The sequence below is a fragment of the Ottowia thiooxydans DSM 14619 genome, from assembly GCF_000422885.1.
In the GTDB taxonomy this organism is placed as follows: domain Bacteria; phylum Pseudomonadota; class Gammaproteobacteria; order Burkholderiales; family Burkholderiaceae_C; genus Ottowia; species Ottowia thiooxydans.
In genome coordinates this window covers 32,342-55,150 of the sequence record NZ_KE383946.1, presented here as the reverse complement: position 1 = coordinate 55,150, position 22,809 = coordinate 32,342, and the positions used below count along the sequence as shown (strand labels likewise).

The window sequence follows — 22,809 nt, the reverse complement described above, 5'->3', positions numbered from 1 at the left end:
GAACGGATTTTTTGAGCTTATCGAAGGGCGAAGCGTACGCAAATGATTCACTACTGTGTCGTCGTTGGCCTCGCTGCAATGGGCGGCCTGGAGTACCTCTCGGCTTTGACCATGAGCATTCGCGTAGCATTCCCGCATGGAAACACTTCGCAGCCTGTCCCTTGACCTGCTGACCACCACAGATCCTAACCAAAAGGCCAGCCTCACTCGTGCCATGAGCGCCGGCCTACGTGCTGGCGCTGACGACGACATTCTGGCGCGAGGCATCATTCCTGGCCGGCCTGCCAAGCCCATTCTGGTTGCCCATACCGGGCTGGTGAAGAGGTCGGTGCACACGAATGAGGGCCGCGCGGCGCTCATTCATTCGCTTGCGCATATAGAGCTGAACGCCATTGACCTAGCCCTTGATATCTGCTGGCGGTTCAAGGGGATGCCAGATCTCTTCTATGAACAATGGATGGGCATTGCGCGGGAAGAAGCCCTGCATTTCGAGTTACTGCGGGATCATCTTGCCACCCTGGATGTCCGTTACGGCGATTTGCCAGCGCACAACGCCCTGTGGGATATGGCGGAGAGGACCAGGCACGACCTCCTCGCTCGTATTGCTTTAGTTCCCCGTACGGCTGAAGCGCGTGGGCTTGATGCATCGCCGCCCATCAGAGCCAAGCTTGCCAAAGCGGGCGATCATGAGGGCGCCGCCATCCTGGACATCATTCTTCGGGATGAGATTGGCCACGTGGCCGTGGGCAACCACTGGTACAACTGGCTCTGCCAGCAGCGGGGCCTCGATCCGGTGGCAACGTATGCAGAATTGGCTCAGACCTACGACGCGCCTCGATTGCGGGGCCCTTTCAACATGGAAGCCAGGCTCGCAGCGGGCTTCAGCCTTGAAGAGCTTGAGCTGATGGGGCAATAAGGTTCGCCGGCGGCGCCTGGTCGGCCTGGCCTCGCGGCCTCCTAGAATTGGGGCGATCTCGCCCGGTGGAGCTCGGGTGGTCCCACGAACGAAATATAAGGAGCAAATCGATGGCTGTATATGAAGTGGATGGAAAATCCCCCCAAATCTCGCCCAGTGCCTGGATTGCCGATTCCGCCGAGGTCATGGGTAATGTGGCGATTGCCGCAGATGCCAGCGTGTGGTTCGGCTGTGTGCTGCGCGGTGACACGGAGAGCATGTCTATAGGTGAGGGCAGCAATGTCCAGGATCTTTCAGTACTGCACGCTGATCGTGGCATGCCGCTCACGGTGGGCAAGCATGTCACCATAGGACACAAGGTGATGCTGCACGGCTGTACTATTGGCGACGAATCTCTCATTGGTATCGGCGCGATCGTGCTCAATGGTGCCAAAATTGGTAAAAATTGCCTGGTGGGCGCTGGTTCATTGGTCACCGAAGGCAAGGAATTTCCAGACGGCAGCATGATCATGGGCACCCCGGCCAAGGTGGTGCGCCAGCTCTCGCCGGAGCAGATAGAGGGGCTGCGCAATAGCGCGCGGCATTACATTGAGAACGCACACTTGTTTCGTGAAACCTTGAAGCGGACGAGCTAAAACTCTGTTCAACGAACGTGTTTAGGCTCCAGGCTTGGATTCGGGCGGCGTGCCCTCACATTGCATTGAATGTCAGAACTCCATAAATTCATATTCGACGGTCTGCCAGTACGCGGTCAATTGGTTCGCCTGACCGACGCATGGCAGGAAATCCTGCGTCGCCGCGCTGCCAATACGCAAACTGGAGCCTATGCGCCGCCGGTGGCGGAATTGCTGGGCGAGATGATGGCAGCCAGCGTGCTGATGCAGGGCAACATCAAGTTCGATGGCGCGCTGGTCATGCAGATTTTTGGCGATGGCCCTGTCAAAGTAGCTGTGGCTGAGACGCAATCAGATCTGCGCATGCGTGCTACCGCCACTGTGGTGGGCAATCTGGATGCCGGTGCGCGCTTGCCTGAGATGGTGAATGTGCGTGGCAAAGGCCGCTGTGCGATCACACTCGATCCCTCAGACCGGGATGACGGCCGGCAGCCCTACCAAGGTGTGGTGCCTTTGCAGGATTTCGATGGCCACAAGCTCCAGTCAGTCGCTGAAATGATTGAACACTACATGCGGCAATCGGAGCAACTGGACACCACCATTGTGCTGGCCGCGGACGAGCAGGTGGCGTGCGGTCTTTTGATCCAGCGCCTGCCGGTGCAGGGAGTGGCCAACCTTTCGCAAAGCAGTGTGGTGCGTGAAGACGCAGAGGGCGAGCAGGGCGACGAAGTGGAAGACGATTACGCCCGCATAGCCTTGCTGGCCCGCAGCCTCAAGCGCGAAGAACTGCTCGAACTGGATACAGACACCATTTTGCGGCGCTTGTTCTGGGAAGAAAGCCTGCTGCGCTTTCCCCCGCTGGCGGGTGCGCAGGGCCCACGCTTCGCCTGCTCATGCAGTCGTGAGCGGGTGGGTGTCATGCTGCGCGGCCTGGGTCGGGATGAGGTCGATGAGATCCTCGCCGAGCAAGGCCGGGTGGAGGTCGGCTGTGATTTTTGCGGCCAACAGGAGCGTTTTGACTCGGTTGATGTCGCGAGCCTGTTCCTGCCGGTGCAGGACTTGCCTCCTGCCAACCCCGCTATCCAATAAGAAGGCAGGGGTTTTGCAGAGGGTTCTAAATGCGCTTTGACGTCATCACGCTATTTCCCGAGCTATTCGCTCCGTTTCTGGAGTCCGGAATTACCAGGCGGGCTTTTGCCTCGGGGCTGGTGGAGCTGAAGCTCTGGAATCCGCGTGATTTCGCGGAGGGTAACTATCGCCGGGTAGATGATCGGCCGTTTGGCGGAGGCCCTGGCATGGTCATGATGGCGGAGCCCTTGTTGCGCTGCCTCCAGGCAGCGCGTGCTGACCGTGGAGAAGAGCAGAGCGGCGGTTCTGCAAATGCCATCAATGCCATCTCAGTGCCTGTAGTGCTTTTTTCTCCTATTGGTGAGGTGCTGCGTCATGCGGCCGTTGAGCGCTGGTCGCAGAGCAGAGGCGCCATCCTGATCTGCGGGCGCTATGAAGGCATTGATCAGCGTTTCATTGATTCGCACGTCGATCTGCAGATCAGCCTGGGCGATTTTGTACTGTCAGGTGGAGAAATTGCTGCGCTTGCCCTGCTGGATGCCGTAGCGCGCCTGCAGCCTGGCGTGCTCAATGATGAGGGCAGCCATCAGCTAGACAGCTTCAACCCTGCGCTCGATGGCTTACTGGATTGTCCGCACTACACCCGGCCGGAGGTTTGGGAGAATCAGCCAGTGCCGCCTGCGCTGATGTCTGGTCATCATGCACAGATTGAGCGCTGGCGCCGTGATCGCAGGATTGAGATCACTGCACGCCATCGCCCCGATTTGCTTGCTGCTGCACGCGCTGACGGGCTCATTGGCAAGGCAGATGAAGCGGCGTTGGCTGCGTTTGAGGCCAAGCGGGTTTCTTGAATTTGTGCGTTACGCACGCCCAGGCTATAATCCAAGGCTTTTCGATCCTCTGCCGGCCGCGGCGCCTAGGTTTTTAAACCTTCCAGCCGCCTTTTGTGTAGCGCGCGCATGATCGAAGATGGAAAACCAATGAACCTGATTGAAACCCTCGAAAAAGAGGAAATCGAGCGCCTGGGTAAGAAGATCCCTGTGTTTGCTCCTGGCGATACAGTGATTGTTAGCGTCAACGTGGTTGAAGGTACACGTAAACGTGTGCAGGCCTACGAAGGCGTTGTGATCGCTAAGCGTAACCGTGGCCTCAACAGTGGCTTCACCGTGCGCAAGATCTCCAACGGCGAAGGCGTTGAGCGTACGTTCCAAACCTACAGCCCTATCATTGCGAACATTGAAGTCAAGCGTCGCGGTGATGTGCGTCGTGCCAAGCTTTACTACCTGCGTGAGCGCAGCGGTAAATCGGCGCGTATCAAGGAAAAACTGCCTAACCGCGCGAAGCCAGTCAGCACTGCTGCCTGATCTTCAAGCGCTTCCTGAAAACCGCCTGTGGCCTGCGCCCAGGCGGTTTTTTATTTGCTATGGCGAATTTAGTGTGAACACGCCCTAGGAGTCTGCCCGGCAGAAGGATCGCCGGCTGCAACGCGCGAGAAAACGGTCCATTGCGGCACTACCTCCTGCACCCATAGCCCTGCTATGGGCTTCTCGGTATCACCACACTGGCCTCGTTTTTCGCTCGTTTCGCTTCGGCGCCTTCTGCCGGGGGCGCCCAGCCGCGCAGACTCCAAGCCTAGAGGGGAAAGTGGGTCGCATTCAGAGAGCAATGCCTCGGCCACGCCTTTTTGAGAAGTATGCATACATATCCAGGGTCGGACTTATCGTCGCCCAAGGCTGCTGGTTCCAGCCAATCTTTCCTGAGAGCCCTGCTCGCGTTGGGAGCGGGCGGATTCAGCATTGGAACCGGTGAATTTGTCATCATGGGCTTATTGCCCGACGCCGCGCAAGACCTTGCGGTATCCATTCCCACTGCCGGCCACTTGATCAGCGCCTACGCCTTGGGCGTTGTAGTGGGCGCTCCGGTGTTGGCCGTGCTCAGCTCCCGCATGCAGCGCCGCACTCTGCTGGTGGTGCTGATGCTGTTCTATGCGCTTGGGAATTTCGCTAGTGCGCTGGCGCCCAGCTATGGCTCCATGCTCGCGATGAGGCTGGTCAGTGGGCTGCCGCACGGCACGTATTTTGGTGTCGCCGCGCTGGTTGCCGCGCACCTGGCACCGCCTGGCAAACGTGCGCAAGCGGTGGGCTATGTCATGCTTGGCCTCACCGGAGCCACCCTGGTGGGCGTGCCCATCGCGGCCGGTTTAGGACAATGGCTGGGGTGGCGGGCAGCTTTTGCGCTGGTCGGTGTGATTGCGTTGCTCTGCGTGAGCCTGGTATGGCGCTGGATTCCCCCGTTGCCGGCAGACTCAGCTGCCAGCCCCTGGCGCGAGTTGGGCGCGCTGCGCAGCAAACAGGTCTGGCTGACGCTTGGGATTGCCGCTATTGGTTTTGGCGGCATGTTCTCGGTGTTCAGCTATATCAAACCCACGCTCATGGAGCTGGCGGGTTTGCCTGTACAGGGCGTGCCATTGGTGCTGGCTCTGTTTGGCGCAGGTATGGTGATTGGCAATCTGGTGGGCTCCAGGCTGGCTGATAGGGCGCTCATGCCTACGATAGGCGGCATGCTGGTGTGGGCCGGAGTAGTGCTGGGGCTGTTTTGTTTCACGGCCTCCCATCTGTGGCTGGCTTCATTCAATGTTCTGTTGATTGGTACCGTAGTGGCTCTAGGGCCTGCTCTACAAATTCGCCTTATGGATGTGGCAGGCGATGCTCAAACCCTGGCCGCAGCACTTAATCACTCGGCTTTCAATCTAGCCAACGCGCTTGGCGCCTGGCTGGGCGGCATCACGATCTCCATGGGGTTTGGCTGGGCCTCCACGGGGTGGGTGGGGCTTCTGCTGGCGCTAGGTGGCTTGGTGATATTCGGCTTTGCGTATGCGGATGCGCGTAAGTACAAGCTCGGTAGCCAACTTGCACTTCAAGTGCCCGACGAGCGTTGAAAAACCGTATTCCTCCCTTGGATCACAATATCGCAGCTTATGGTTGCCACGCCTCTTTCCAAATTACCCCGTTTTGACCCGAAACTTATCCCCGTTGTGGGGGTAGACGGGCACTTGCCCTCTATACCGCCGGAGCGGCTGACACCTGAGGGCTTGCGACAACGCTTTCTGACGCCTCCCGTCTGGCAGCCGGAGGTGCGGCAGGAGCCCAAGTTCGAAGACAGGGCGCCAGCACCGGCCGCAGTACTGATTCCCTTGATCGCGCGTCCGGCGGGGCTGTCAGTGCTGTTGACAGAGCGAACGGCTCACTTGTCCACACATTCCGGACAGGTAGCTTTTCCCGGAGGAAAAGTAGATCCGGGAGATGTGGATGTAGTGGCTGCGGCGCTGCGTGAAACTGACGAGGAAGTGGGGCTCGGTGCGGGCTTTATCGAGGTGATAGGGCAACTGCCGGTCTACATCACAGGTACCCAGTTTGTTGTAACGCCCGTGGTTGCGCTGGTACGGGAAGGCTTCGTCTTGCACCCCAATGCGGACGAGGTGGCCCATGCTTTCGAGGTACCGCTCGCGTTCTTGATGAATCCCGCGCACCACAGGCGACATCGCTTTGAATGGGAAGGCACTTCGCGCGAGTGGTTCTCCATGCCGTATGCAGAAACCTTGGTTGACGTGTCCGCAGGCGAGTCGTCACCGTCTACAGCTTTGACCGTGGAGCGTTTCATCTGGGGTGCGACCGCGGGGATGCTGCGCAACTTCTACAGGTTTTTGTCCGCCTGAGCGCATGCTGCCCTTCGTGCGATCCGCTCCAAGCAAGGCAGTGGGTTGCTTTAGTCGCGGTCGTCTCGCGCGCTCTCTTGAATCTGGTGATGGCGTCGCTGCATCCACGCGTTGCGTATGAACAGGTAGTCATCGAGCGCTTCGCGGCGAAACTGATCTATGGGGAGCAGTCGTGTTCGCATGTCGACTATTTCCAGAGCTTGCAATCCGCTGGCTGTGCCGCTGTGGTGAATTTGGGTGATAGGTGACAGAGGTTGATCCCCCACGATTGCGAGCGTGTCGCGAACAGTGCGAGGACCCAGCAGCGGGAGCACAAGGTAGCGTGAGTCGCTCCACCCCCAAGTCGCCAAAGTCTGGCCGAAGTCTTCATCATTACGCTTGGGTAGGCCGAAGCGCGAGGCCGGATCGAAAACGCCAGCGATTCCAAGCGTCGTGTTGATGGCAAATCGCCCCAGCGATTTCGCCGCATCATGAGGACGCCCCTGCAAGGCTTGATTCACTAAGGTGACTGGCATGCCCAGGTTGGCAAAGAAGCGAGATATGCCGGTCTGGACAGGCTCCGGCATGATTTTTTTGTACCCGATTGCCACCGGGCGCAAGACGAATCTGTCGGCAGCGTCGTTGAAGCTGTGCACCCTGCGGTTGAAGCTTTCCCAGGGGTCATGGATGGGGGCTTGGTAGCCGCTGTCTCCAGCATTCAGTTCGGTCTGGCTGTCGTCTTCAATATTGGCGCGTCGACCAACTTGGGTGATAGGTTCGGCAGTGATGACTGGGCCCTGGAGAACAGGCATTTCAGGCGTGGCAGGTTCTCCAACCACGGAGACGGCCACCATGGCAACCGCTGGCTTCTCCTCAGTCGCGAAAGCTGTGATGGGGTGATTGGCAGCGTTGCTGGCGCATGCACTGGTGCCCAGCATGAACGCAGTGAGAAGGAGGGGGTGAAAGGCTCTCATGTAAGTGTTCCGTCGAGGTTCAGCCGGGATTGGCGAGATACCGAGAAAGGGAACCTCTATGCTCGGGCCCCAGCTATTACTGAACACTTACCTGGCGGAGGTGCTGGGGATCGCGGTGGTTAGAGATTGTTTGGGGCCCAGGCGCACCTTGATCCATCGCAAGCCGTCATCTACACAGCTGTACAAAGTCGGAATGATGAGCAGGCTCAGGACGGTTGAGGTGATTAAGCCGCCTATCACGACCACGGCCATCGGCACGCGAAAGCTCGGATCGCCGCCCAGTCCCAAAGCCACGGGGATCATGCCGCCACCCATGGCGATGGTGGTCATGATGATGGGGCGCGCCCGCTTCCGACAGGCATCGAGAATGGCCTCGGTGCGGTCTAGCCCGTGATCCCGGCGTGCGATGATGATGTAGTCCACCAGCAGGATCGAGTTCTTCGTGGCGATTCCCATCAACATGATCAAGCCGATCATTGATGGCATGGACAAGGCCGAGCCTGTCAGGAACAGGGCCAGCGTGGCCCCCGGAATCGAAAGTACCAGGGCGGCCAGGATCGTGCCGGGCTGCACGAAGTCTTTGAAAAGCAGCACCAGAACCATGTAGATACACAGAACGCCGGTCAACATGGCGATGCCGAAGCTGCTAGCCAGCTCCTTCATTTCCTCGGCCTCACCAAGTGAACTACGTTGCACCCCTGAGGGCATATTGTGCAAACTTGGCAGTGCCAGCGCGGCGCGCTCAACGTCACCTAAATGCAGGCCGCCTAACTCTACCTCGATGTTGATGTTGCGCATCCGGTTGTGGCGTGTGATTTCCGCGGGGCCACTTCCGATCTGAAGTGTGGCGACGTTCCCCAGCATTACCGCACCGCGCGCGCCGGGCACTGGAAGACGCTTGAGCGTCTCCAAATCCTGTCGAGCAAGGTCGTTGAGCCGCACCATCACAGGCACCTGACGCTCGCCCAGGTTCACCTTTGCCAGATTTTGATCGTAGTCGCCGATAGTCGCCACGCGCAGCGTTTCAGCTATGGCTGAAGCTGTAACGCCCAAATCGGCTGCGCGAGTGAAATCGGGTCTGACTATCAATTCAGGACGAGTCAGGTTCGCGCTGGAGGTCACCGCGCCGATACCGGGCACGGAGCGCAGATCACGTTGAACCTGATGTGCGTGCTGTTCTAGGATGTAGCGGTCCTCACCCGTTAGCACTACCACGTATTTTTCACCGGAACCACCCATCCCCACCCCTATCCGTGCGCTGGGCAGCGGCTCCAATGCCGCACGCAGTTGCTGCTCTATTTCCTGCTTGCGCAGGCCCCCGCGCTGGGAGCGGGGCGTGAGGCTGAGCGTGAGCACTGCCGTGCGGACATCTGGTGCCGATGCTACTTGCGCTTCGGCTGGGTTACCTCCTGCGCTGCCGCCGCCAATGGCCGTGTAGACCTGGAGCACATGAGGGTTCTGCTGCACAAGCGCGCGGGCATGTTCGGCCAGCACCATTGTGTCGTGCAGTTCAGTGCCCGGTGCCAGCGTGAGTGTGACCTGGGTTTGTGCGTCATCGTCAGGAGGCACGAACGCCGTCGGAAGCCATGTTGCCAGCCACAGGCCGCCCAGGAGCAAAGCGAACGCGATCGCAAGCGTGGCGGACCGATGCTGCAGGCACCAGCTCGCCCAGCGCAGATAAGGGGGTATCCATGCTGGCTCAAGCCGTTCTCGCTTCGCTGGCGATCGCAACAGGCTGGCTGCCATCATTGGCGTTAACAGGCGGGCGACGACCAGAGAGAAAAATACGGCGCCCGCGGCGGTCCAGCCGAACTGTATGAAGAACTTGCCGGCCATGCCGCTCATGAAGGCTGTTGGCAGGAAAACGGCGATTAGAGTGAAGGTCGTTGCCACTACCGCAAGTCCGATCTCGGTGGCCGCGTCCGTGGCGGCTTGCAACGGCGTTTTACCCATCAGCAAATGGCGCTCAATGTTTTCTACCTCGACGATGGCATCGTCCACCAACACCCCGACCACCAAGGAAAGCGACAGCAAGGTCACGGTGTTGAGTGTGAAACCCATCGCGTACATCAGCGCAAAGCTTGGAATGACCGAAAGCGGCAATGCCACCGTCGCCACCAAGGTCGCACGCCAGTTGCGCAGGAACAGAAATACCACCAATACCGCCAGCGCAGCGCCTTCGAAGAACAGACGCATGGATCCGTCATAGTTTTCGATCACCGGGTCGATGAGATTGAAGGCTTCCGTGAAGCTAATCTCTGGGTGAGCAGCCTTCAGTTCGGTCAGCGCTTGGCGAACGCCCGCCGCAACGTCGATTTCGCCAAAACCTCTGGCACGTACGATCTCGAAGCCGACGACAGGCGCACCATCGAGGAGGGCCGCCGAACGCCGCTCGGCCACGGAGTCCGTAACCGTTGCGACCTGATCCAGCCGAATGCGACGACCATCACCGAGGGTCAATTCGATGGCACCCATCTCCTCGGCAGTCTGCACAGTAGCTATCACGCGGACGAACTGCTCTGCGCTGCCGAGGCGTACACGCCCCCCTGACGACTCCTGTTGTGCCTCTCCTAATTGGCGAGAGATGTGTGCTGCCGTTGTGTGCAGGGCGTACAGGCGATCTGGATCCAGATCCACGCGAATTTCTCGGCTGACGCCACCAACGCGGGTAACCGCACCCACGCCAGATACTGCCAGCACGGCGTTGCGGACTTTGTTGTCAACGAACCAGGACAAGGCTTCCTCATCCATTCGCGTTGAGGCGACGGTGTAGCTCAAGATCGGGGAACCTGACAACTCGCTCTTCTGGATCACTGGATCGCGCAGGTTGGCAGGCAGGTCTGCACGCACGCGAGCGACAGCATCGCGCACGTCGTCTAGCGCTTCCTGCGTCGGCTTCTCAAGGCGGAACTCGACCGTGATGCTTGCCACACCCCCAGTCAGGGTGCTTTTGATGTGTTTAATACCTTGTACGGAGGTGAGCGCGTTCTCGATCTTGCGCGCGACTTCGGTCTCCAGCTGTGATGGCGACGCGCCGGGCAAGGCCGCCATCACGGTGATCGTGGGGACATCCATATCCGGAAAGTTCTGGATCTTCATGCTTGAGAAGCCCGTCAGACCTGCGAACGTCATGATCATGAACGCCAGGATGACCGGAACCGGGTTGCGTATGGCCCATGAGGAAGCATTCATGCTCATGGCGTGCCTCCACGGTTGGCCGGCATGAATCTCAGTGAGGTCGATGAGGGTGTTGCCGGTATTGCGGCGCCCGATTTCGTGGCTATGTGCACAAGGTCGCCATCACTTAGAAAAGCTGCGCCGGAAACGATGACACGGGCGTTCTTGTCGAGGCCTTCAAGGATCTCGACACGATCATTTGAACGACGACCGGTTTTGATTTTGGTCTGAATGGTTTTGAGATCCGGCCCGACCTGTATCACGTAGCTGAAGCCCTCACGTAACTGCACAGCACTCTGCGGCAAGGTCATCACGTCCGCGGAGTGGATCTCGAACTCGCCGCGAGCGAACATGCCTGCGCGCGCGGTTTCGCTGCGAGGAAGGTCTACATAGGCCAGGCCATTGCGGGTCTGGATGTCGATTGCAGGCGCGAGCATCCTTACCCTGCCTTCTATGACATCTCCACCCACGGGCGTGATACTGACCTTTTGCCCGGCTTTGAGTTTGGCCAAATCGGTGGCTGCGACTTCTGCGCGCCATTCCAGTCTGCTACCTCGGATCAGACGAAACAATTCCTGACCCGATGGCAATACGGCTCCGACCGTGGCTGTCCGTGCAGAAATGATGCCATCATCTGGCGCTGTGACCCGGGTATGAGTGAGCCGGATCTGCTGCATTTTCTCGACCGCCTTAGCTGCGTCGAGACGGGCTCGCGCCGTGCGCTCCGCGCTCAGATACTGCAGGATGAGCTGGGCTGACAATGCGCCACTTTCAGTCAATAGACGGGCGCGTTCGGCATTGGCGGCGGCCTCCGCAAGCGCCACCTCTGCCTCGGCTACTGCTGCGCGGCTTTGCGCCAGCTCAGCTTCAACCGTATCTGAGGCGAAGATCGCCAGCGCCTGGCCGCGGCGCACGCTATCTCCCACATTGACTTTGACTTCAATGAGCCGAAGGCCGTTGGCCTCTGAGCCGATGCTGGCTTCCTGCCAAGCCAGGATGTTGCCATTCGCGGAGATTCGGACGGGAAGCGCTGCAGATTGCGGCGTTGCCACAACAACGGTCATGGAGGACTGCTTCGCGGAAGGCACGGTGGCCTCCTGCGCATGCGTTACTGGCACATCCCATGCGAGTACAAACGTTATGGCCGCTGTCACGACCAGGATGGCAGCCGCGGAGATTTCGAGTGTGTTTGATGTTTTCATTGTCAACTCAGATGTGGCGCCTTGCTTTGCAATGAAGGCGACTATCCGGCCGCATGACTTTCCAAACACTTACCGAGAGCCCGCTCGATGCGCGGCTGGAGGGCCCGAGCCCTCGTCCCTGGTTTGGGTAAGTGTTCCGTAAGACGGGAGGTTGGAGGATGAGGACTTTCAACACCATCAAGGAACCGGCTCATGCCTTCCTCATCAGTCGTCGCCTCTCTTTACAAGGCGAACGCCGCCAATCTGACCCGTACGTCAGCTCTCTCGGCGCTGCTAGCTTGTTTGGCTCCAGCGTTCGCACAGCAGCCTCCCGGCAAAGGCGAGTTGGAGAGTTCCCCTTGGGGCTTGGGCATGGCCGTCATCAGCACGCAGAAAGCGTACAAAGGGATCAGCCGTGAGTCCAAGGTGTTACCTATGATCTCCTACGAAAACCGGTATGTGAAGCTGCTTGGCCCCAACCTTGAGTTAAAGCTCCCCGGAATCGAGTTGAGCGGATCGCAGCGCCTCAATTTTGGCGTCGTGACCAAGCTGTTCGATGGTGCAGGCTATGAGGCGAGCGACTCGTCGGCCCTGACCGGCATGGCTGATCGAAAGTCCGGTGCCTGGCTGGGCGCCAAGGTGGAGTGGGAGAACGATCTGGCCGACGTCAAGCTGGAGTGGCTGGGGGACGCCTCGGGCAAGAGCAAAGGCCAGCGCCTGGCATTAAGCTTTGAACGCAAGATCATGCTGAGCCCGCAACTGATGCTGATACCTAAGGTCGGCGCTGAATGGGTAGATAGGAAATACGTGGACTACTACTACGGCGTGCGCGCCAGCGAAGCGACGGTGGGGCGTGCTGCCTATACTGGCAAGGCCACAGTCAATCCGGAAGTCAGCTTGACTGGTATTTATCGTTTTGACCGACACCATTCCCTGATGCTTAACGTTGGCGTGACTTCCTTGGGCAAAGGAGTCAAAAATAGTCCGATCGTGGATCGTTCAACCGAGAGCCGGGTGATGCTGGGTTACAAGTACAGTTTCTGATGAGCCGAATACTCCTGATCGAAGACCATGAGCGGATGGCCCGGCTGATACACCAAGGGTTGGTGGCTGCGGGAATCGGTGTGGACGTGAGCGGCCGTATTGATACCGCTTGGGCCGCCATCCAGCAGATGAGCTATCAAGCGCTCGTACTTGATCGGGGGTTGCCTGACGGAGACGGACTCGACCTATTACAAAGGTTGCGTCGTGCCGGCATTCGTATCCCCTGCCTTGTATTGACGGCTCGGGATGCCTTGCACGACCGTGTGGAAGGTCTCGAAGCAGGGGCGGATGACTACCTTCCCAAACCATTCGCCATGGACGAGATGGTGGCAAGAGTGCGGGCTTTGCTGCGCCGCCCCGTGGAGCTTCGGCCGCTCGACCCTAGCTACGATGATCTGACGCTGAATTCCGCTGGCAGCGTGCTGTGCTGCGGAGCCAATAAGGTCACGCTTGCTCCGGCGGAGGTGCACATCATGCTGTTGCTCTTACGCAAACATGAAGAGGTCGTGCGGCGCAGTGCGCTGGAGGCGGCTGCATGGGGGTTGAGTGAAGCAGTCACGCCCAATGCGCTGGATGTGGCTCTTCACCGCATACGCCGTAAATTGTCTGCAATCGGCTCACGGCAGCGGATCGTCAACGTCAGAGGTCTCGGCTATGCGCTCCGCGAAGACGATTCGGCTCAGTAGCCTGGGCCTGAGGGTCCTCCTGGCCTACGTGGTCGGGGCTCTCTTGAGCATCACGCTGGCCGTAGCCGCTGCGGTCTGGATGGTGGAGCACGACGTTCTGGCTGATCTGGAACTGAGGGAGCGGGTGGAGACCCTTGCGAGCAAGCTCAAGTTCGACGCTAACGGTAAGCCAGTTGAATTGGATGTCAGTGGAGGCGAGCTCGACTGGTTGTACGAAAGCCTTCCTCATGAGACAGCTTATCGGTTGCTGGATGCGCAAGGAAATGTTGCCCTGGTTTCGAAAGCTGGAGCAGCATTTTGGCCATCTGAAAGCAGCGCGCCCCAGTTGAAGCGAGACACCTTCTCTTTCGAGCACAACGGCGTCACCCTGCACGGTGCCACCGCAACTGTCGAACACGAAGGACGGCAGTGGTATATGCAGTTCGCCACCAGCGCTCGCCTTATGAAGCTCATTCAGCACAAATTTGCGCTGCCTTACATGGGAATTGGAATTGGCATCTTCAGTGCCGTGCTGATCGTCGCGTTTGGCCTGTGTGCATACATCACGCTACGTTTTGCACTTAAACCATTGCATGGCATCTCCGAAGCTGCAGCGGCTATCTCACCAAGCTCGCTTCATGCGCGGCTGAGGACCGAGGTCGTCCCTGCGGAGATCAGCCCGTTGGTAGATAGTTTCAACCGCGCGCTGGAGCGTCTCGATCAAGGTTACCGAGTGCAAAAGGAGTTTCTCGGCAATGCTGCCCACGAGTTGAAGACCCCCCTTGCGCTGATTCGCGCCCAGATCGAGTTGATGGAAGTGGATGGGAGCGACAAGGACTCGTTGTTGAGCGATGTCGAATACATGACACGCCAAGTGCAACAACTCCTTCTCCTGGCTGAAGCGAGTGAAGCTCACAACTACGAATTTACGACTGTACGCATCGAGGGTGTGGTGGAGGAGACCGTCTCCTACTTGCAGCGCATGGCAGAGGCGGCCAACGTGTATTTGACGATATCCACCACGGCTGACGATGTGAACTGGAAGGCCGATCGTGGTGCCTTGTTCACGCTACTGAAGAATTTGTTGGAAAACGCCATTCAACACGCTCCCGCAAAGACGACGGTGGAAGTGATCGTCCAAAGCGATGCACTGGTTGTGAGGGATTGGGGGCCAGGCCTTGAGGCTGGTCAACTCCCACTGTTGTTCGAACGCTTCTGGCGCGCGGAGCACCGACGTGACCTTGGCGCGGGACTGGGTTTATCCATTTGCCAGGAGATTGCGTTGGCACACGGGTGGCATTTGATCGCCGAGAAGGCTGACCCGGGACTTCGGTTCCGGCTGACTATTGAAGCGGGGAAGGGGAGTCCAACTTCCAACGCATGAGGGTGTTTGTCACCGCTATGCCCCCCGAGGTGGTGCTTTTTCAGCTTGGGGCGGCCCGGCACTGGGAAGTGGCCCCCACGCTTCCCGCTTCGCGAGGTGCGCTGCCCCCCGAGGGGGAGCTTTTTCAGCTTGGGGCGGCCCGGCACTGAAAAATGTAGCCCCCACGCTTGCCCGCTTCGCGAGGTGCGCTGCCCCCCGAGGGGGTGGCTTTTTCAGCTTGGGGCGGCCCGGCGCTGAAAAAATCCCTATGACACCCTCTATCATCCGCTCATGGCCCTTTTTGCGATTGTCATAGCGTTGCTCCTGGAACAGGTGCGCCCGCTCGGTCCGACGAACCCCGCGGCTGCGGGCTTGCGTCAATGGGTGCGATGGGTGGGTAGCAGCGTGGATGCAGGAGCCCTTCACCACGGTTGGCTGGCTTGGGCGCTGGCTGTGGGCGTACCCAGTTTTGCGGCGCTGGCGGTTCATTGGTTGCTGATGTGGCTGGGTGGTTGGCCGCTGGCGCTGGTGTGGAGCGTGGTGCTGCTGTATCTCACGCTGGGATTTCGTCAGTTCAGCCATCACTTCACAGGCATTCGCGATGCTTTGGAGGCGGGGGATGAAGAGCGCGCGCGCGAATTATTGGCCCAATGGCAACAGGTAGACGCCAGCCGGCTGCCGCACGCGGAGATCGTGCGGCACGTGATCGAATACTCTGTGCTCGCTGCGCATCGCCATGTATTCGGCGTTCTGGCCTGGTTCTCCATTCTCGCCATGCTCGGCTTTGGACCCGCTGGCGCGGTGTTCTACCGCAACGCCGAATTCGCCGCCAGTTACTGGCGCAGAAAGGCGCATGCAGCAGATCATCCAGCAAGTCCTGCGCTTCGGACCGTGGCAGATACGGCCTGGCATACGATTAACTGGTTACCGGCGCGTATGACGGCACTGGGGTTTGCCATCGTCGGCAGCTTTGAAGACGCGATTGATGCTTGGCGCAACTATGCAGGCCGCTTTTCAGACAGCAATGACGGGGTCATTCTCGCGGCCACTGCGGGCGCGATCGGTGTACGGCTAGGGGGCGCAGCGCTCAAGCCAGTCACAGCCGACCTGACAGCCCAGCCCGCGGGAGTTAGCGAAGCTCTCCCCGGCGGCAATGCGCTGCCAGGCCGTGAGCCTCAATCTGCACATCTCGTCCAGGTGGTGGGGCTTGTGTGGCGTATGGTGGCTTTGTGGCTGTTGTTGCTGGTGCTTCTTACGCTGGCACACGTGCTAGGCTAGAAACTGATGCCCCCACGCTTCCCCGCTGCGCGAGGTGCGCTGCCCCCCGAGGGGGCGCTTTTTCATCTTGGGAGCGGCCCGGCGATGAAAATGACGCCCCCACGCTTCCCCGCTTCGCGAGGTGCGCTGCCCCCCGAGGGGGTGCTTTTTCATCTTGGGAGCGGCCCGGCGATGAAAATGACGCCCCTATGTCGGTCCATTTTTGCGGATTTTCGTCAGGCCTTCGGGTATGTACTGAGAATTCAGCGGCGATCTGGCCGAAAGCGGTTATTACAATAGTCGACCGATCGGTCGGTTAATTCGCCACCCTTATGCGGCGGCTGATCGATGCAGTTATTTCATTATTCAAGGAGCAAGAAGCTGTGAACATCAAGAAGAACGTCCTATCGGTTCTATTGGCATGTCTGCCTGTGCTGGCCACCGCGCAAGTGACGATTGGCGTCACTGTGTCGGCTACCGGGCCTGCGGCTTCGCTGGGCATTCCGGAAAAAAATACGATTGCGCTGTTGCCCAAGACCATGGGTGGCCAGACTGTGAACTACGTCGTGCTGGATGACGCGTCAGACACCACGGCTGCCGTCACCAACACTCGCAAGCTGATCTCCGAGCGCAATATTGACGTGATCATCGGCTCCTCCACCACGCCTGCTTCGCTGGCCATGATCGATGTGGTGGCAGAAGCTCAAACACCCATGATCACGCTGGGTGCCTCGGCTGTCATCATCGAGCCGGTGGACGCGAAAAAGCGCTGGGTCTTCAAGACCCCACAGAATGACATCATGATGGCGCTGGCTATTGCCGAGCACATGGCCAAGGATGGCATCAAGACCGTGGGCTTCATCGGCTTTGCTGATGCCTATGGCGAAGGCTGGTATCGGGAAACCGTCAAAGCCCTTGATCTGAAAAAGATCAAGTTGGTGGGTAACGAGCGCTATTCCCGCACAGATACAGCTGTGACCGGCCAGGTCCTGAAGCTGATGGGCGCCAAGCCAGATGCAGTGCTGATTGCTGGCTCTGGCACACCTGCCGCGCTGCCGCAAAAGACGCTCAAAGAGCGTGGCTACACCGGCAAGATCTACCAGACGCACGGCGTGGCGAATGCTGACTTCTTGCGCGTAGGCGGTAAAGACGTCGAAGGCACCCTGTTGCCAGCTGGCCCAGTGCTGGTGGCTGACCAACTGCCCACAAGCAACCCAGTGCGCAAATCAGCGCTGGCTTACATCCAGGCCTATGAAGCTGCCAACGGCAAGGGAAGCGTCTCCACTTTCGGTGGCCATGCATGGGATGCAGGTCAGATCCTGGCTTCCGCAATTCCTGTGGCCCTGAAAAAAGCGCAGCCCGGTACGCCTGCATTCCGCGCCGCCTTGCGTGACGCCATGGAAGGCGTGAAGGAAGTCGCCGGTGCTCATGGCATTTTCAACATGTCCGCCAACGACCACCTGGGTCTGGATCAACGCGCTCGCGTCATGGTGAAAATCCAGGGCGGCAAGTGGGTTTACCAACCCTGATTAATGCTTGACGAGGCCAAATCCTAGTGTGGTGCCTAGCACCACACCAGATTGGCTTTCCATGCTCGCGGCGGCTTCTTGCGGTGGCAAGGGCCTCTGCCCAACCAAGATCATTCGATGGATTTGCAAATCGCCCTGATGCTGGCGCAAGATGGCGTGGTGAACGGCGCCATATATGCGCTCATGGCGCTCGCGCTCGTGCTTGTTTTTTCTGTCACGCGAGTCATCTTTATCCCGCAAGGTGAGTTTGTTGCTTATGCAGCGCTGGCCATGGCGGCGTTGCAAGCAGGCAAGGCGCCAGCTTTAGTCTGGCTGCTGATTGCACTCGCCGGCATGACGCTGGTGGTCGAAGCCTGGCGCCACATGCGTGGTGTGCGGGTCGACTGGGCTTCCACCGCTTTCTGGGCCATTGGCTTGCCAGTGTTGGCGTTGGCAATGATCTGGGGTGTTAAACCCACATCCCAGCTTGGCCAGACATTGGCGGTTCTTGCCTTGATCACCCCCATGGGTCCATTGCTCTACCGATTGGCGTTCCGTCCGTTGGCGCATGCCACGGTTCTGATTTTGCTGATCGTCTCGGTGGCGCTGCATGGAGTGCTGGTGGGGTTGGGTCTTTATTTCTTTGGCGCGGAGGGCTCACGCACTACGGCCTATTCCGACGCACGCTGGGAAATCGGCGGTATCCCGTTTACCGGCCAGTCGTTGGTGGTGGTGGGGGCAGTGGCGGTTCTGGTGGCGGTCATGTTCCTGTTTTTCGAAAAGTCCATTGTGGGCAAGGCGCTTCGCGCCACTGCGATGAACAGGGTCGGTGCGCGGCTGATGGGCATTCCCACGGAGCTTTCTGGCGATCTCAGCTTTGCCTTGGCGGCGCTGATCGGTGGGGTATGCGGGATTTTGATTGCACCAATCACTACCGTTTACTACGACACCGGTTTCATCATTGGCCTCAAGGGTTTCGTTGCAGCCATCTTTGGTGGCTTGGCAAGTTACCCGCTGGCTGTTTTGGGCGCCCTGCTGGTGGGGCAGCTTGAATCCTTCTCTTCATTCTGGGCCAGTGCTTTCAAGGAAGTTTTGGTGTTCACTTTGATCATTCCTGTGCTGTGGTGGCGTTCGCTGCACACGCACCATGTGGAGGACGAGGAATGAACTCGCGCCACCTTACTCTTATCGCTATAGCGCTGCTGGCGCTGATCTGGTCGTTCCTTGCACCGTTCACAGTCACGCTGCTGAACTACATCGGCCTTTATTCGATGGTCGCCGTGGGCCTGGTTTTGCTCACCGGCGTGGGGGGCATGACCTCGTTCGGTCAAGCCGCCTTCGTAGGCTTGGGTGCCTATGCCACGGCCTGGATATGCACTTCCCCTATGGCTCGGGAGGCCTTGGCAGCGTTGCCTCCGGGCTTGCTCCCGTGGCTGGGGTTGTTGTTGGGCCTTGCCGTAACTGCTCTGATTGCATGGGCGTTAGGTGCAGTCACATTGCGTCTATCTGGGCACTACCTGCCGCTGGGCACCATTGCCTGGGGCTTAAGCCTGTACTACATCTTCGGCAACCTGGAAGTGCTGGGCGGCTTTACAGGGATCACCGGCGTGCAGCCGCTGTCACTTTTCGGGTTGGATCTGAGCTCACCTCGCGTGCTCGGTATTCTGATCTGGGCTGTGCTGCTCCTGAGCATCTGGACTCTGCATAACCTGCTTGATTCGCGTGAGGGCCGGGCTATTCGTTCGCTCAAGACTGGCCGCGTGATGGCTGAGTCCATGGGGGTGGATACTGCTCGCCAGCGCATCAAGCTGTTCGTACTGGCGGCCTTGCTGGCTGCTGTGTCGGGCTGGCTGTATGCGCACTTGCAGCGCTTCGTCAATCCCACACCTTTCAACATCAACATTGGTATTGAATACCTGTTCATGGCGGTGGTGGGTGGATCCGGGCACCTGTGGGGTGCCGTTCTGGGCGCCACACTGATCACCTTGCTCAAGGAGCAGTTGCAGGATTTGCTGCCCAAGCTGCTGGGCGCCAGCGGGAACTTCGAGGTCATTGTGTTCGGTCTGTTGATGCTGCTGGTCTTGCAGCGCGCGGCCGATGGACTGTGGCCATTGATCGCCGTACAGGTACGGAAATTCCTCAAGCCAATACCTCCGCGCGCCAACTCTGCGGCGCCTGTGACTCTTGCCACTCGTGCATTGCCGCAGGCGGGTTCGGTTGTTCTTGAAGCAGACGATGTCACCAAGCGCTTTTCAGGGCTGATCGCCAATAACGCGGTGAACCTCACCGTCAAGAGTGGTGAAGTACACGCCTTGATCGGGCCCAATGGCGCAGGCAAGAGCACGTTCTTCAACATGATCTCAGGCGTGGACGATCCCACCTCCGGCAGCGTCAAGCTGATGGGCCAGGACATGAAGGGCAAGCCTTCCCGGGCGTTTGCCTCGCTCGGGCTTGGCCGCACTTTCCAGCACGTTCGCTTGCTGGGTCAACGCAGCGTGCTTGAGAACGTGGCGCTGGGCGCGCACCTGCGGGGGCACCGCGGCTGGATGTCTGCCATGTTGCGGCTTGACCGCCGAGAGGAAGCCGCTCTATTGGCTGAAGCACGGCGCCAGATCGAACGCTGTGGTTTGCTTGAGTACATAGATACGCCAGCCGCATCGCTGCCGCTAGGCCAGCAGCGTATTGTGGAAATCGCCCGGGCGCTTGCCGGGCAGCCAGCGATATTGTTGCTGGATGAGCCGGCTGCTGGTTTGCGCCACCTCGAAAAGCAATCCCTGGCCGCACTCTTGACGCAACTGCGCTCAGAAGGTCTGGCCATTTTGGTGGTGGAACACGACATGGAATTCGTCATGAACCTGGCTGATCGCATTACAGTGCTGGAGTTCGGCACGGTGATTGCCACGGGAACCCCTGCGCAGGTGCAATCAGATCCACGCGTCATGGCAGCCTACCTTGGCGGCGATTTACCGGAGGTAGCCGCATGAGTAAGCTTTTGCTGGAGCTCAACGGATTTTCGGTTTGCTATGGCCCGGTGGAAGCCGTGCACCAGGTGGCGCTGACGGTAGGTGAGGGCGAGATCGTTACCGTCATCGGACCCAATGGCGCAGGCAAATCTACCTTGCTCAATGCCATCATGGGCCTATTGCCCTCCAGTGGTGGGCTCAACCTGTCGGGTGCGCGTGTGAATCGCCCTACCGTGGAGGCCATGGTGGCCTCGGGGGTCGGGCTGGTTCCTGAGAAGCGTGAACTGTTCGGCGAAATGTCCGTGGAAGACAACCTGCTCTTGGGGGGCTTTGCCCGCTGGAGACGTGGCCAGCGCGACCAGAAGGAGCGTATGACCGAGGTGTTTCAGATGTTCCCGCGTCTCGATGAGCGTCGTGCTCAGATGGCTTCTACTCTCTCAGGCGGAGAGCGCCAGATGCTGGCCATTGGCCGCGCGCTGATGGCACGCCCACGTCTGTTGATGCTTGATGAGCCATCGCTCGGATTGGCACCTTTGATCGTGCGCGAGGTGCTCAATATAGTCTCCTCGCTTCGCCGTCTGGGAGTTTCGGTGCTTCTGGTTGAACAGAATGCCCGGGCTGCCTTGCAGGTAGCTGATCGAGCCTATGTGCTGGAGATGGGCGCTGTTGCGCTGCAAGGCGCCGCGAGCGATCTGCTACACGATCGCCGCGTGATCGAAACTTATCTGGGTGTAGGCGGCCAAAAGGCCGCTTGATCGCATCAGGGCCGTCCCGGCAAAGCTTGCCCAGGACGGCCTCATTTCTTTCAATTTTCCCGGAATACTCCCATGACAACGCCTCAACTTCAAAGCTACATTGCCGGCCGCTGGATTGGCGCAGAACCTGCGCAGGTTCTGCGTAGCGCCATCGACAACGGCGTGATCGCCCACACCCATGCTGAAGCCATCGATTTCGCCGAAGCACTCGAACATGCTCGCAAGGTGGGTTTACCGGCCCTGATGGCCATGGATTTTCAACAGCGCGCTGCGGCGCTGAAAGCGCTCGCCAAGTACCTGGGAGAGCGCAAGGAAGAAATGTATGAGCTTTCCGTTCACACCGGCGCTACCCGCACAGACGGTTGGGTAGACATAGAAGGCGGCACGGGCACTCTGTTCGCCTATGCCAGCATGGCCAAGGAGTTGCCTCGTAGCGGAAACCTCTGGCACGAGGGCCAGCAAATGTCTCTGGGCAAGACAGGCGCCTACGCCGGCACGCACGTCCTCGTGCCGCGTGGTGGGGTGGCGGTGCACATCAATGCCTTCAATTTCCCCGTGTGGGGACTGCTGGAGAAATTTGCGCCCACGTTCCTCGCTGGTATGCCCAGCATTGGAAAGCCGGCCACTGCCACCAGCTTCCTCACAGAAAAGCTGGTTCGCCTTATCAATGACTCTGGCATCTTGCCGGAAGGCTCCTTGCAGCTTGTGATTGGCGGCACGGGTGATCTGCTGGATAGGCTGGATGTGTCCGATGTAGTGACCTTCACCGGCTCAGCGGACACGGCTGCCAAGTTGCGTGTGTCGCCCAACATCATCAAGAACAGCATTCCCTTCAACGCCGAAGCTGATTCGCTGAACTGTGCCATCCTGGCGCCTGACGTCACGCCCGATGACGAAGAGTTTGATCTCCTCGTTAAAGAAGTTGCCCGTGAGATGACACAAAAGGCGGGTCAAAAATGCACGGCCATCCGCCGGGCGATTGTGCCTTCACAGCATGTTGATGCGGTGGCAGCCAAGCTCAAGGATCGTCTGGCCAAGACCACGGTGGGCGATCCACGGCTTGAGAACGTTCGCATGGGTGCGCTGGCATCTAAATCGCAGCAAAAAGACGTGGGCGACCGCGTAGATACATTGCGTCAAGGGGCTGAAGTGGTGTTCGGTGGTGCGGAAGGTTTTGCTCCGGTGGGCGAGGGCGCCGAGAACGGCGCTTTCTTCCAACCTACGCTGCTCCTGGCTCGCGACTCTTCCAACCACGCAGCCCATGACGTTGAGGCTTTTGGGCCCGTCAGCACCCTCATGAGTTACAGCGGCGGGATAGAAGAAGCCGTTGCTCTGGCAGCAAAGGGCAAGGGCAGCCTGGCCGGTACATTGGTCACCAAGAGCGCTGAAGTGGCTGCCAAGGTCATTCCGCAAATGGCCATGTTGCATGGTCGCTTGCAGATCCTTGACCGTGCCGCTGCACCTGAATCTACCGGCCACGGTTCCGCATTGCCTTTCCTCAAGCACGGTGGCCCTGGCCGCGCGGGCGGTGGTGAGGAGTTAGGCGGCCTGCGTGCGGTCAAGCACATGATGCAACGCGCCGCCGTGCAAGGCTCACCTGCCATGCTAGCGGCCATTACAGGCGAAACAG

The 22,809-nt window shown here is 59.2% G+C and carries 18 protein-coding genes and 1 pseudogene; 16 read left to right on the top strand and 3 right to left on the bottom strand.

Features of this window, described 5'->3' with window-relative positions; genetic code table 11:
- Window positions 1-136: 136 nt before the first annotated feature.
- The 7 genes from G518_RS0132985 (at window position 137) to G518_RS0132955 (ending at window position 6,313) form a co-directional block, all read left to right on the top strand.
- Window positions 137-916, top strand: coding sequence for a ferritin-like domain-containing protein (locus tag G518_RS0132985; RefSeq protein ID WP_028606102.1), 780 nt, complete (start codon window positions 137-139; stop codon window positions 914-916).
- 110 nt (window positions 917-1,026) lie between these two features.
- Entirely contained in the window at window positions 1,027-1,551 is a 525-nt protein-coding gene (locus G518_RS0132980; RefSeq protein ID WP_028606101.1) for a gamma carbonic anhydrase family protein, read from the top strand.
- A gap of 69 nt (window positions 1,552-1,620) precedes the next feature.
- The gene (hslO, locus tag G518_RS0132975; protein ID WP_028606100.1) at window positions 1,621-2,619 is read left to right on the top strand and encodes an Hsp33 family molecular chaperone HslO; all 999 of its coding nucleotides are present in this window, start codon (window positions 1,621-1,623) and stop codon (window positions 2,617-2,619) included.
- Between the two features lie 29 nt (window positions 2,620-2,648).
- Entirely contained in the window at window positions 2,649-3,449 is an 801-nt protein-coding gene (gene trmD, locus G518_RS0132970; protein WP_028606099.1) for a tRNA (guanosine(37)-N1)-methyltransferase TrmD, read from the top strand.
- Window positions 3,450-3,578: 129 nt separating this feature from the next.
- Entirely contained in the window at window positions 3,579-3,962 is a 384-nt protein-coding gene (gene rplS, locus G518_RS0132965) for a 50S ribosomal protein L19 (RefSeq protein ID WP_028606098.1), read from the top strand.
- Window positions 3,963-4,291: 329 nt separating this feature from the next.
- The gene (locus G518_RS38125) at window positions 4,292-5,536 is read left to right on the top strand and encodes an MFS transporter (RefSeq protein WP_036596935.1); all 1,245 of its coding nucleotides are present in this window, start codon (window positions 4,292-4,294) and stop codon (window positions 5,534-5,536) included.
- 39 nt (window positions 5,537-5,575) lie between these two features.
- Window positions 5,576-6,313: an NUDIX hydrolase gene (locus G518_RS0132955; RefSeq protein WP_028606097.1), complete on the top strand. Its 738-nt coding sequence runs from the start codon at window positions 5,576-5,578 to the stop codon at window positions 6,311-6,313.
- A gap of 50 nt (window positions 6,314-6,363) precedes the next feature.
- On the opposite strand, the gene G518_RS38120 is transcribed toward G518_RS0132955, so the two are convergent.
- The 3 genes from G518_RS38120 to G518_RS38115 all read right to left on the bottom strand — a co-directional run bounded on the left by G518_RS38120 (window position 6,364) and on the right by G518_RS38115 (window position 11,645).
- Window positions 6,364-7,266, bottom strand: coding sequence for an MlaA family lipoprotein (locus tag G518_RS38120; RefSeq protein WP_036596958.1), 903 nt, complete (start codon window positions 7,264-7,266; stop codon window positions 6,364-6,366).
- A gap of 87 nt (window positions 7,267-7,353) precedes the next feature.
- Window positions 7,354-10,458, bottom strand: coding sequence for an efflux RND transporter permease subunit (locus tag G518_RS0132945; RefSeq protein WP_169458040.1), 3,105 nt, complete (start codon window positions 10,456-10,458; stop codon window positions 7,354-7,356).
- Window positions 10,459-10,460: 2 nt separating this feature from the next.
- Complete coding sequence (locus G518_RS38115) at window positions 10,461-11,645, bottom strand: efflux RND transporter periplasmic adaptor subunit (protein ID WP_084652515.1); 1,185 nt, start codon at window positions 11,643-11,645, stop codon at window positions 10,461-10,463.
- A 192-nt stretch (window positions 11,646-11,837) separates the two neighbouring features.
- On the opposite strand from G518_RS38115, the gene G518_RS0132935 reads away from it, so the two are divergent.
- The 9 genes and pseudogenes from G518_RS0132935 to paaZ form a co-directional block, all read left to right on the top strand.
- Window positions 11,838-12,668, top strand: coding sequence for a MipA/OmpV family protein (locus G518_RS0132935; protein WP_028606095.1), 831 nt, complete (start codon window positions 11,838-11,840; stop codon window positions 12,666-12,668).
- Window positions 12,668-13,354 carry a response regulator transcription factor gene (locus G518_RS0132930; protein ID WP_028606094.1) on the top strand — a complete coding sequence of 229 codons (687 nt, stop codon included), beginning with the start codon at window positions 12,668-12,670 and terminating at the stop codon, window positions 13,352-13,354. Before G518_RS0132935 ends, G518_RS0132930 begins: the two co-directional genes overlap by 1 nt.
- Window positions 13,323-14,717, top strand: coding sequence for a sensor histidine kinase (locus tag G518_RS0132925; protein WP_028606093.1), 1,395 nt, complete (start codon window positions 13,323-13,325; stop codon window positions 14,715-14,717). The genes G518_RS0132930 and G518_RS0132925 overlap by 32 nt, the downstream gene beginning before the upstream one ends.
- A 270-nt stretch (window positions 14,718-14,987) precedes the next feature.
- Window positions 14,988-15,974, top strand: coding sequence for a CobD/CbiB family protein (locus tag G518_RS0132915; RefSeq protein WP_028606092.1), 987 nt, complete (start codon window positions 14,988-14,990; stop codon window positions 15,972-15,974).
- Window positions 15,975-16,369: 395 nt separating this feature from the next.
- Window positions 16,370-17,482, top strand: a complete 1,113-nt coding sequence (locus G518_RS0132910) for an ABC transporter substrate-binding protein (protein WP_245598241.1) — start codon at window positions 16,370-16,372, stop codon at window positions 17,480-17,482.
- Window positions 17,483-17,599: 117 nt separating this feature from the next.
- Window positions 17,600-18,628: a branched-chain amino acid ABC transporter permease gene (locus G518_RS0132900; protein WP_028606090.1), complete on the top strand. Its 1,029-nt coding sequence runs from the start codon at window positions 17,600-17,602 to the stop codon at window positions 18,626-18,628.
- A complete protein-coding gene (locus G518_RS38110) occupies window positions 18,625-20,445 on the top strand; it encodes a branched-chain amino acid ABC transporter ATP-binding protein/permease (RefSeq protein ID WP_051237671.1) in 1,821 nt (606 codons plus the stop codon). The genes G518_RS0132900 and G518_RS38110 overlap by 4 nt, the downstream gene beginning before the upstream one ends.
- Window positions 20,442-21,179: an ABC transporter ATP-binding protein gene (locus G518_RS0132890; protein WP_028606089.1), complete on the top strand. Its 738-nt coding sequence runs from the start codon at window positions 20,442-20,444 to the stop codon at window positions 21,177-21,179. The genes G518_RS38110 and G518_RS0132890 overlap by 4 nt, the downstream gene beginning before the upstream one ends.
- 72 nt (window positions 21,180-21,251) lie before the next feature.
- Window positions 21,252-22,805: pseudogene (gene paaZ, locus G518_RS38105) on the top strand (phenylacetic acid degradation bifunctional protein PaaZ); the annotation flags it as partial.
- Between the last annotated feature and the right edge of the window lie 4 nt (window positions 22,806-22,809).

Coding starts and splice junctions, on each gene's coding strand:
- G518_RS0132985 (WP_028606102.1), top strand. CDS start 137: ATGGAAACACTTCGCAGCCTGTCCCTTGACCTGCTGACCACCACAGAT.
- G518_RS0132980 (WP_028606101.1), top strand. CDS start 1,027: ATGGCTGTATATGAAGTGGATGGAAAATCCCCCCAAATCTCGCCCAGT.
- hslO (WP_028606100.1), top strand. CDS start 1,621: ATGTCAGAACTCCATAAATTCATATTCGACGGTCTGCCAGTACGCGGT.
- trmD (WP_028606099.1), top strand. CDS start 2,649: ATGCGCTTTGACGTCATCACGCTATTTCCCGAGCTATTCGCTCCGTTT.
- rplS (WP_028606098.1), top strand. CDS start 3,579: ATGAACCTGATTGAAACCCTCGAAAAAGAGGAAATCGAGCGCCTGGGT.
- G518_RS38125 (WP_036596935.1), top strand. CDS start 4,292: ATGCATACATATCCAGGGTCGGACTTATCGTCGCCCAAGGCTGCTGGT.
- G518_RS0132955 (WP_028606097.1), top strand. CDS start 5,576: ATGGTTGCCACGCCTCTTTCCAAATTACCCCGTTTTGACCCGAAACTT.
- G518_RS38120 (WP_036596958.1), bottom strand. CDS start 7,266: ATGAGAGCCTTTCACCCCCTCCTTCTCACTGCGTTCATGCTGGGCACC.
- G518_RS0132945 (WP_169458040.1), bottom strand. CDS start 10,458: ATGAATGCTTCCTCATGGGCCATACGCAACCCGGTTCCGGTCATCCTG.
- G518_RS38115 (WP_084652515.1), bottom strand. CDS start 11,645: ATGAAAACATCAAACACACTCGAAATCTCCGCGGCTGCCATCCTGGTC.
- G518_RS0132935 (WP_028606095.1), top strand. CDS start 11,838: ATGCCTTCCTCATCAGTCGTCGCCTCTCTTTACAAGGCGAACGCCGCC.
- G518_RS0132930 (WP_028606094.1), top strand. CDS start 12,668: ATGAGCCGAATACTCCTGATCGAAGACCATGAGCGGATGGCCCGGCTG.
- G518_RS0132925 (WP_028606093.1), top strand. CDS start 13,323: ATGCGCTCCGCGAAGACGATTCGGCTCAGTAGCCTGGGCCTGAGGGTC.
- G518_RS0132915 (WP_028606092.1), top strand. CDS start 14,988: ATGGCCCTTTTTGCGATTGTCATAGCGTTGCTCCTGGAACAGGTGCGC.
- G518_RS0132900 (WP_028606090.1), top strand. CDS start 17,600: ATGGATTTGCAAATCGCCCTGATGCTGGCGCAAGATGGCGTGGTGAAC.
- G518_RS38110 (WP_051237671.1), top strand. CDS start 18,625: ATGAACTCGCGCCACCTTACTCTTATCGCTATAGCGCTGCTGGCGCTG.
- G518_RS0132890 (WP_028606089.1), top strand. CDS start 20,442: ATGAGTAAGCTTTTGCTGGAGCTCAACGGATTTTCGGTTTGCTATGGC.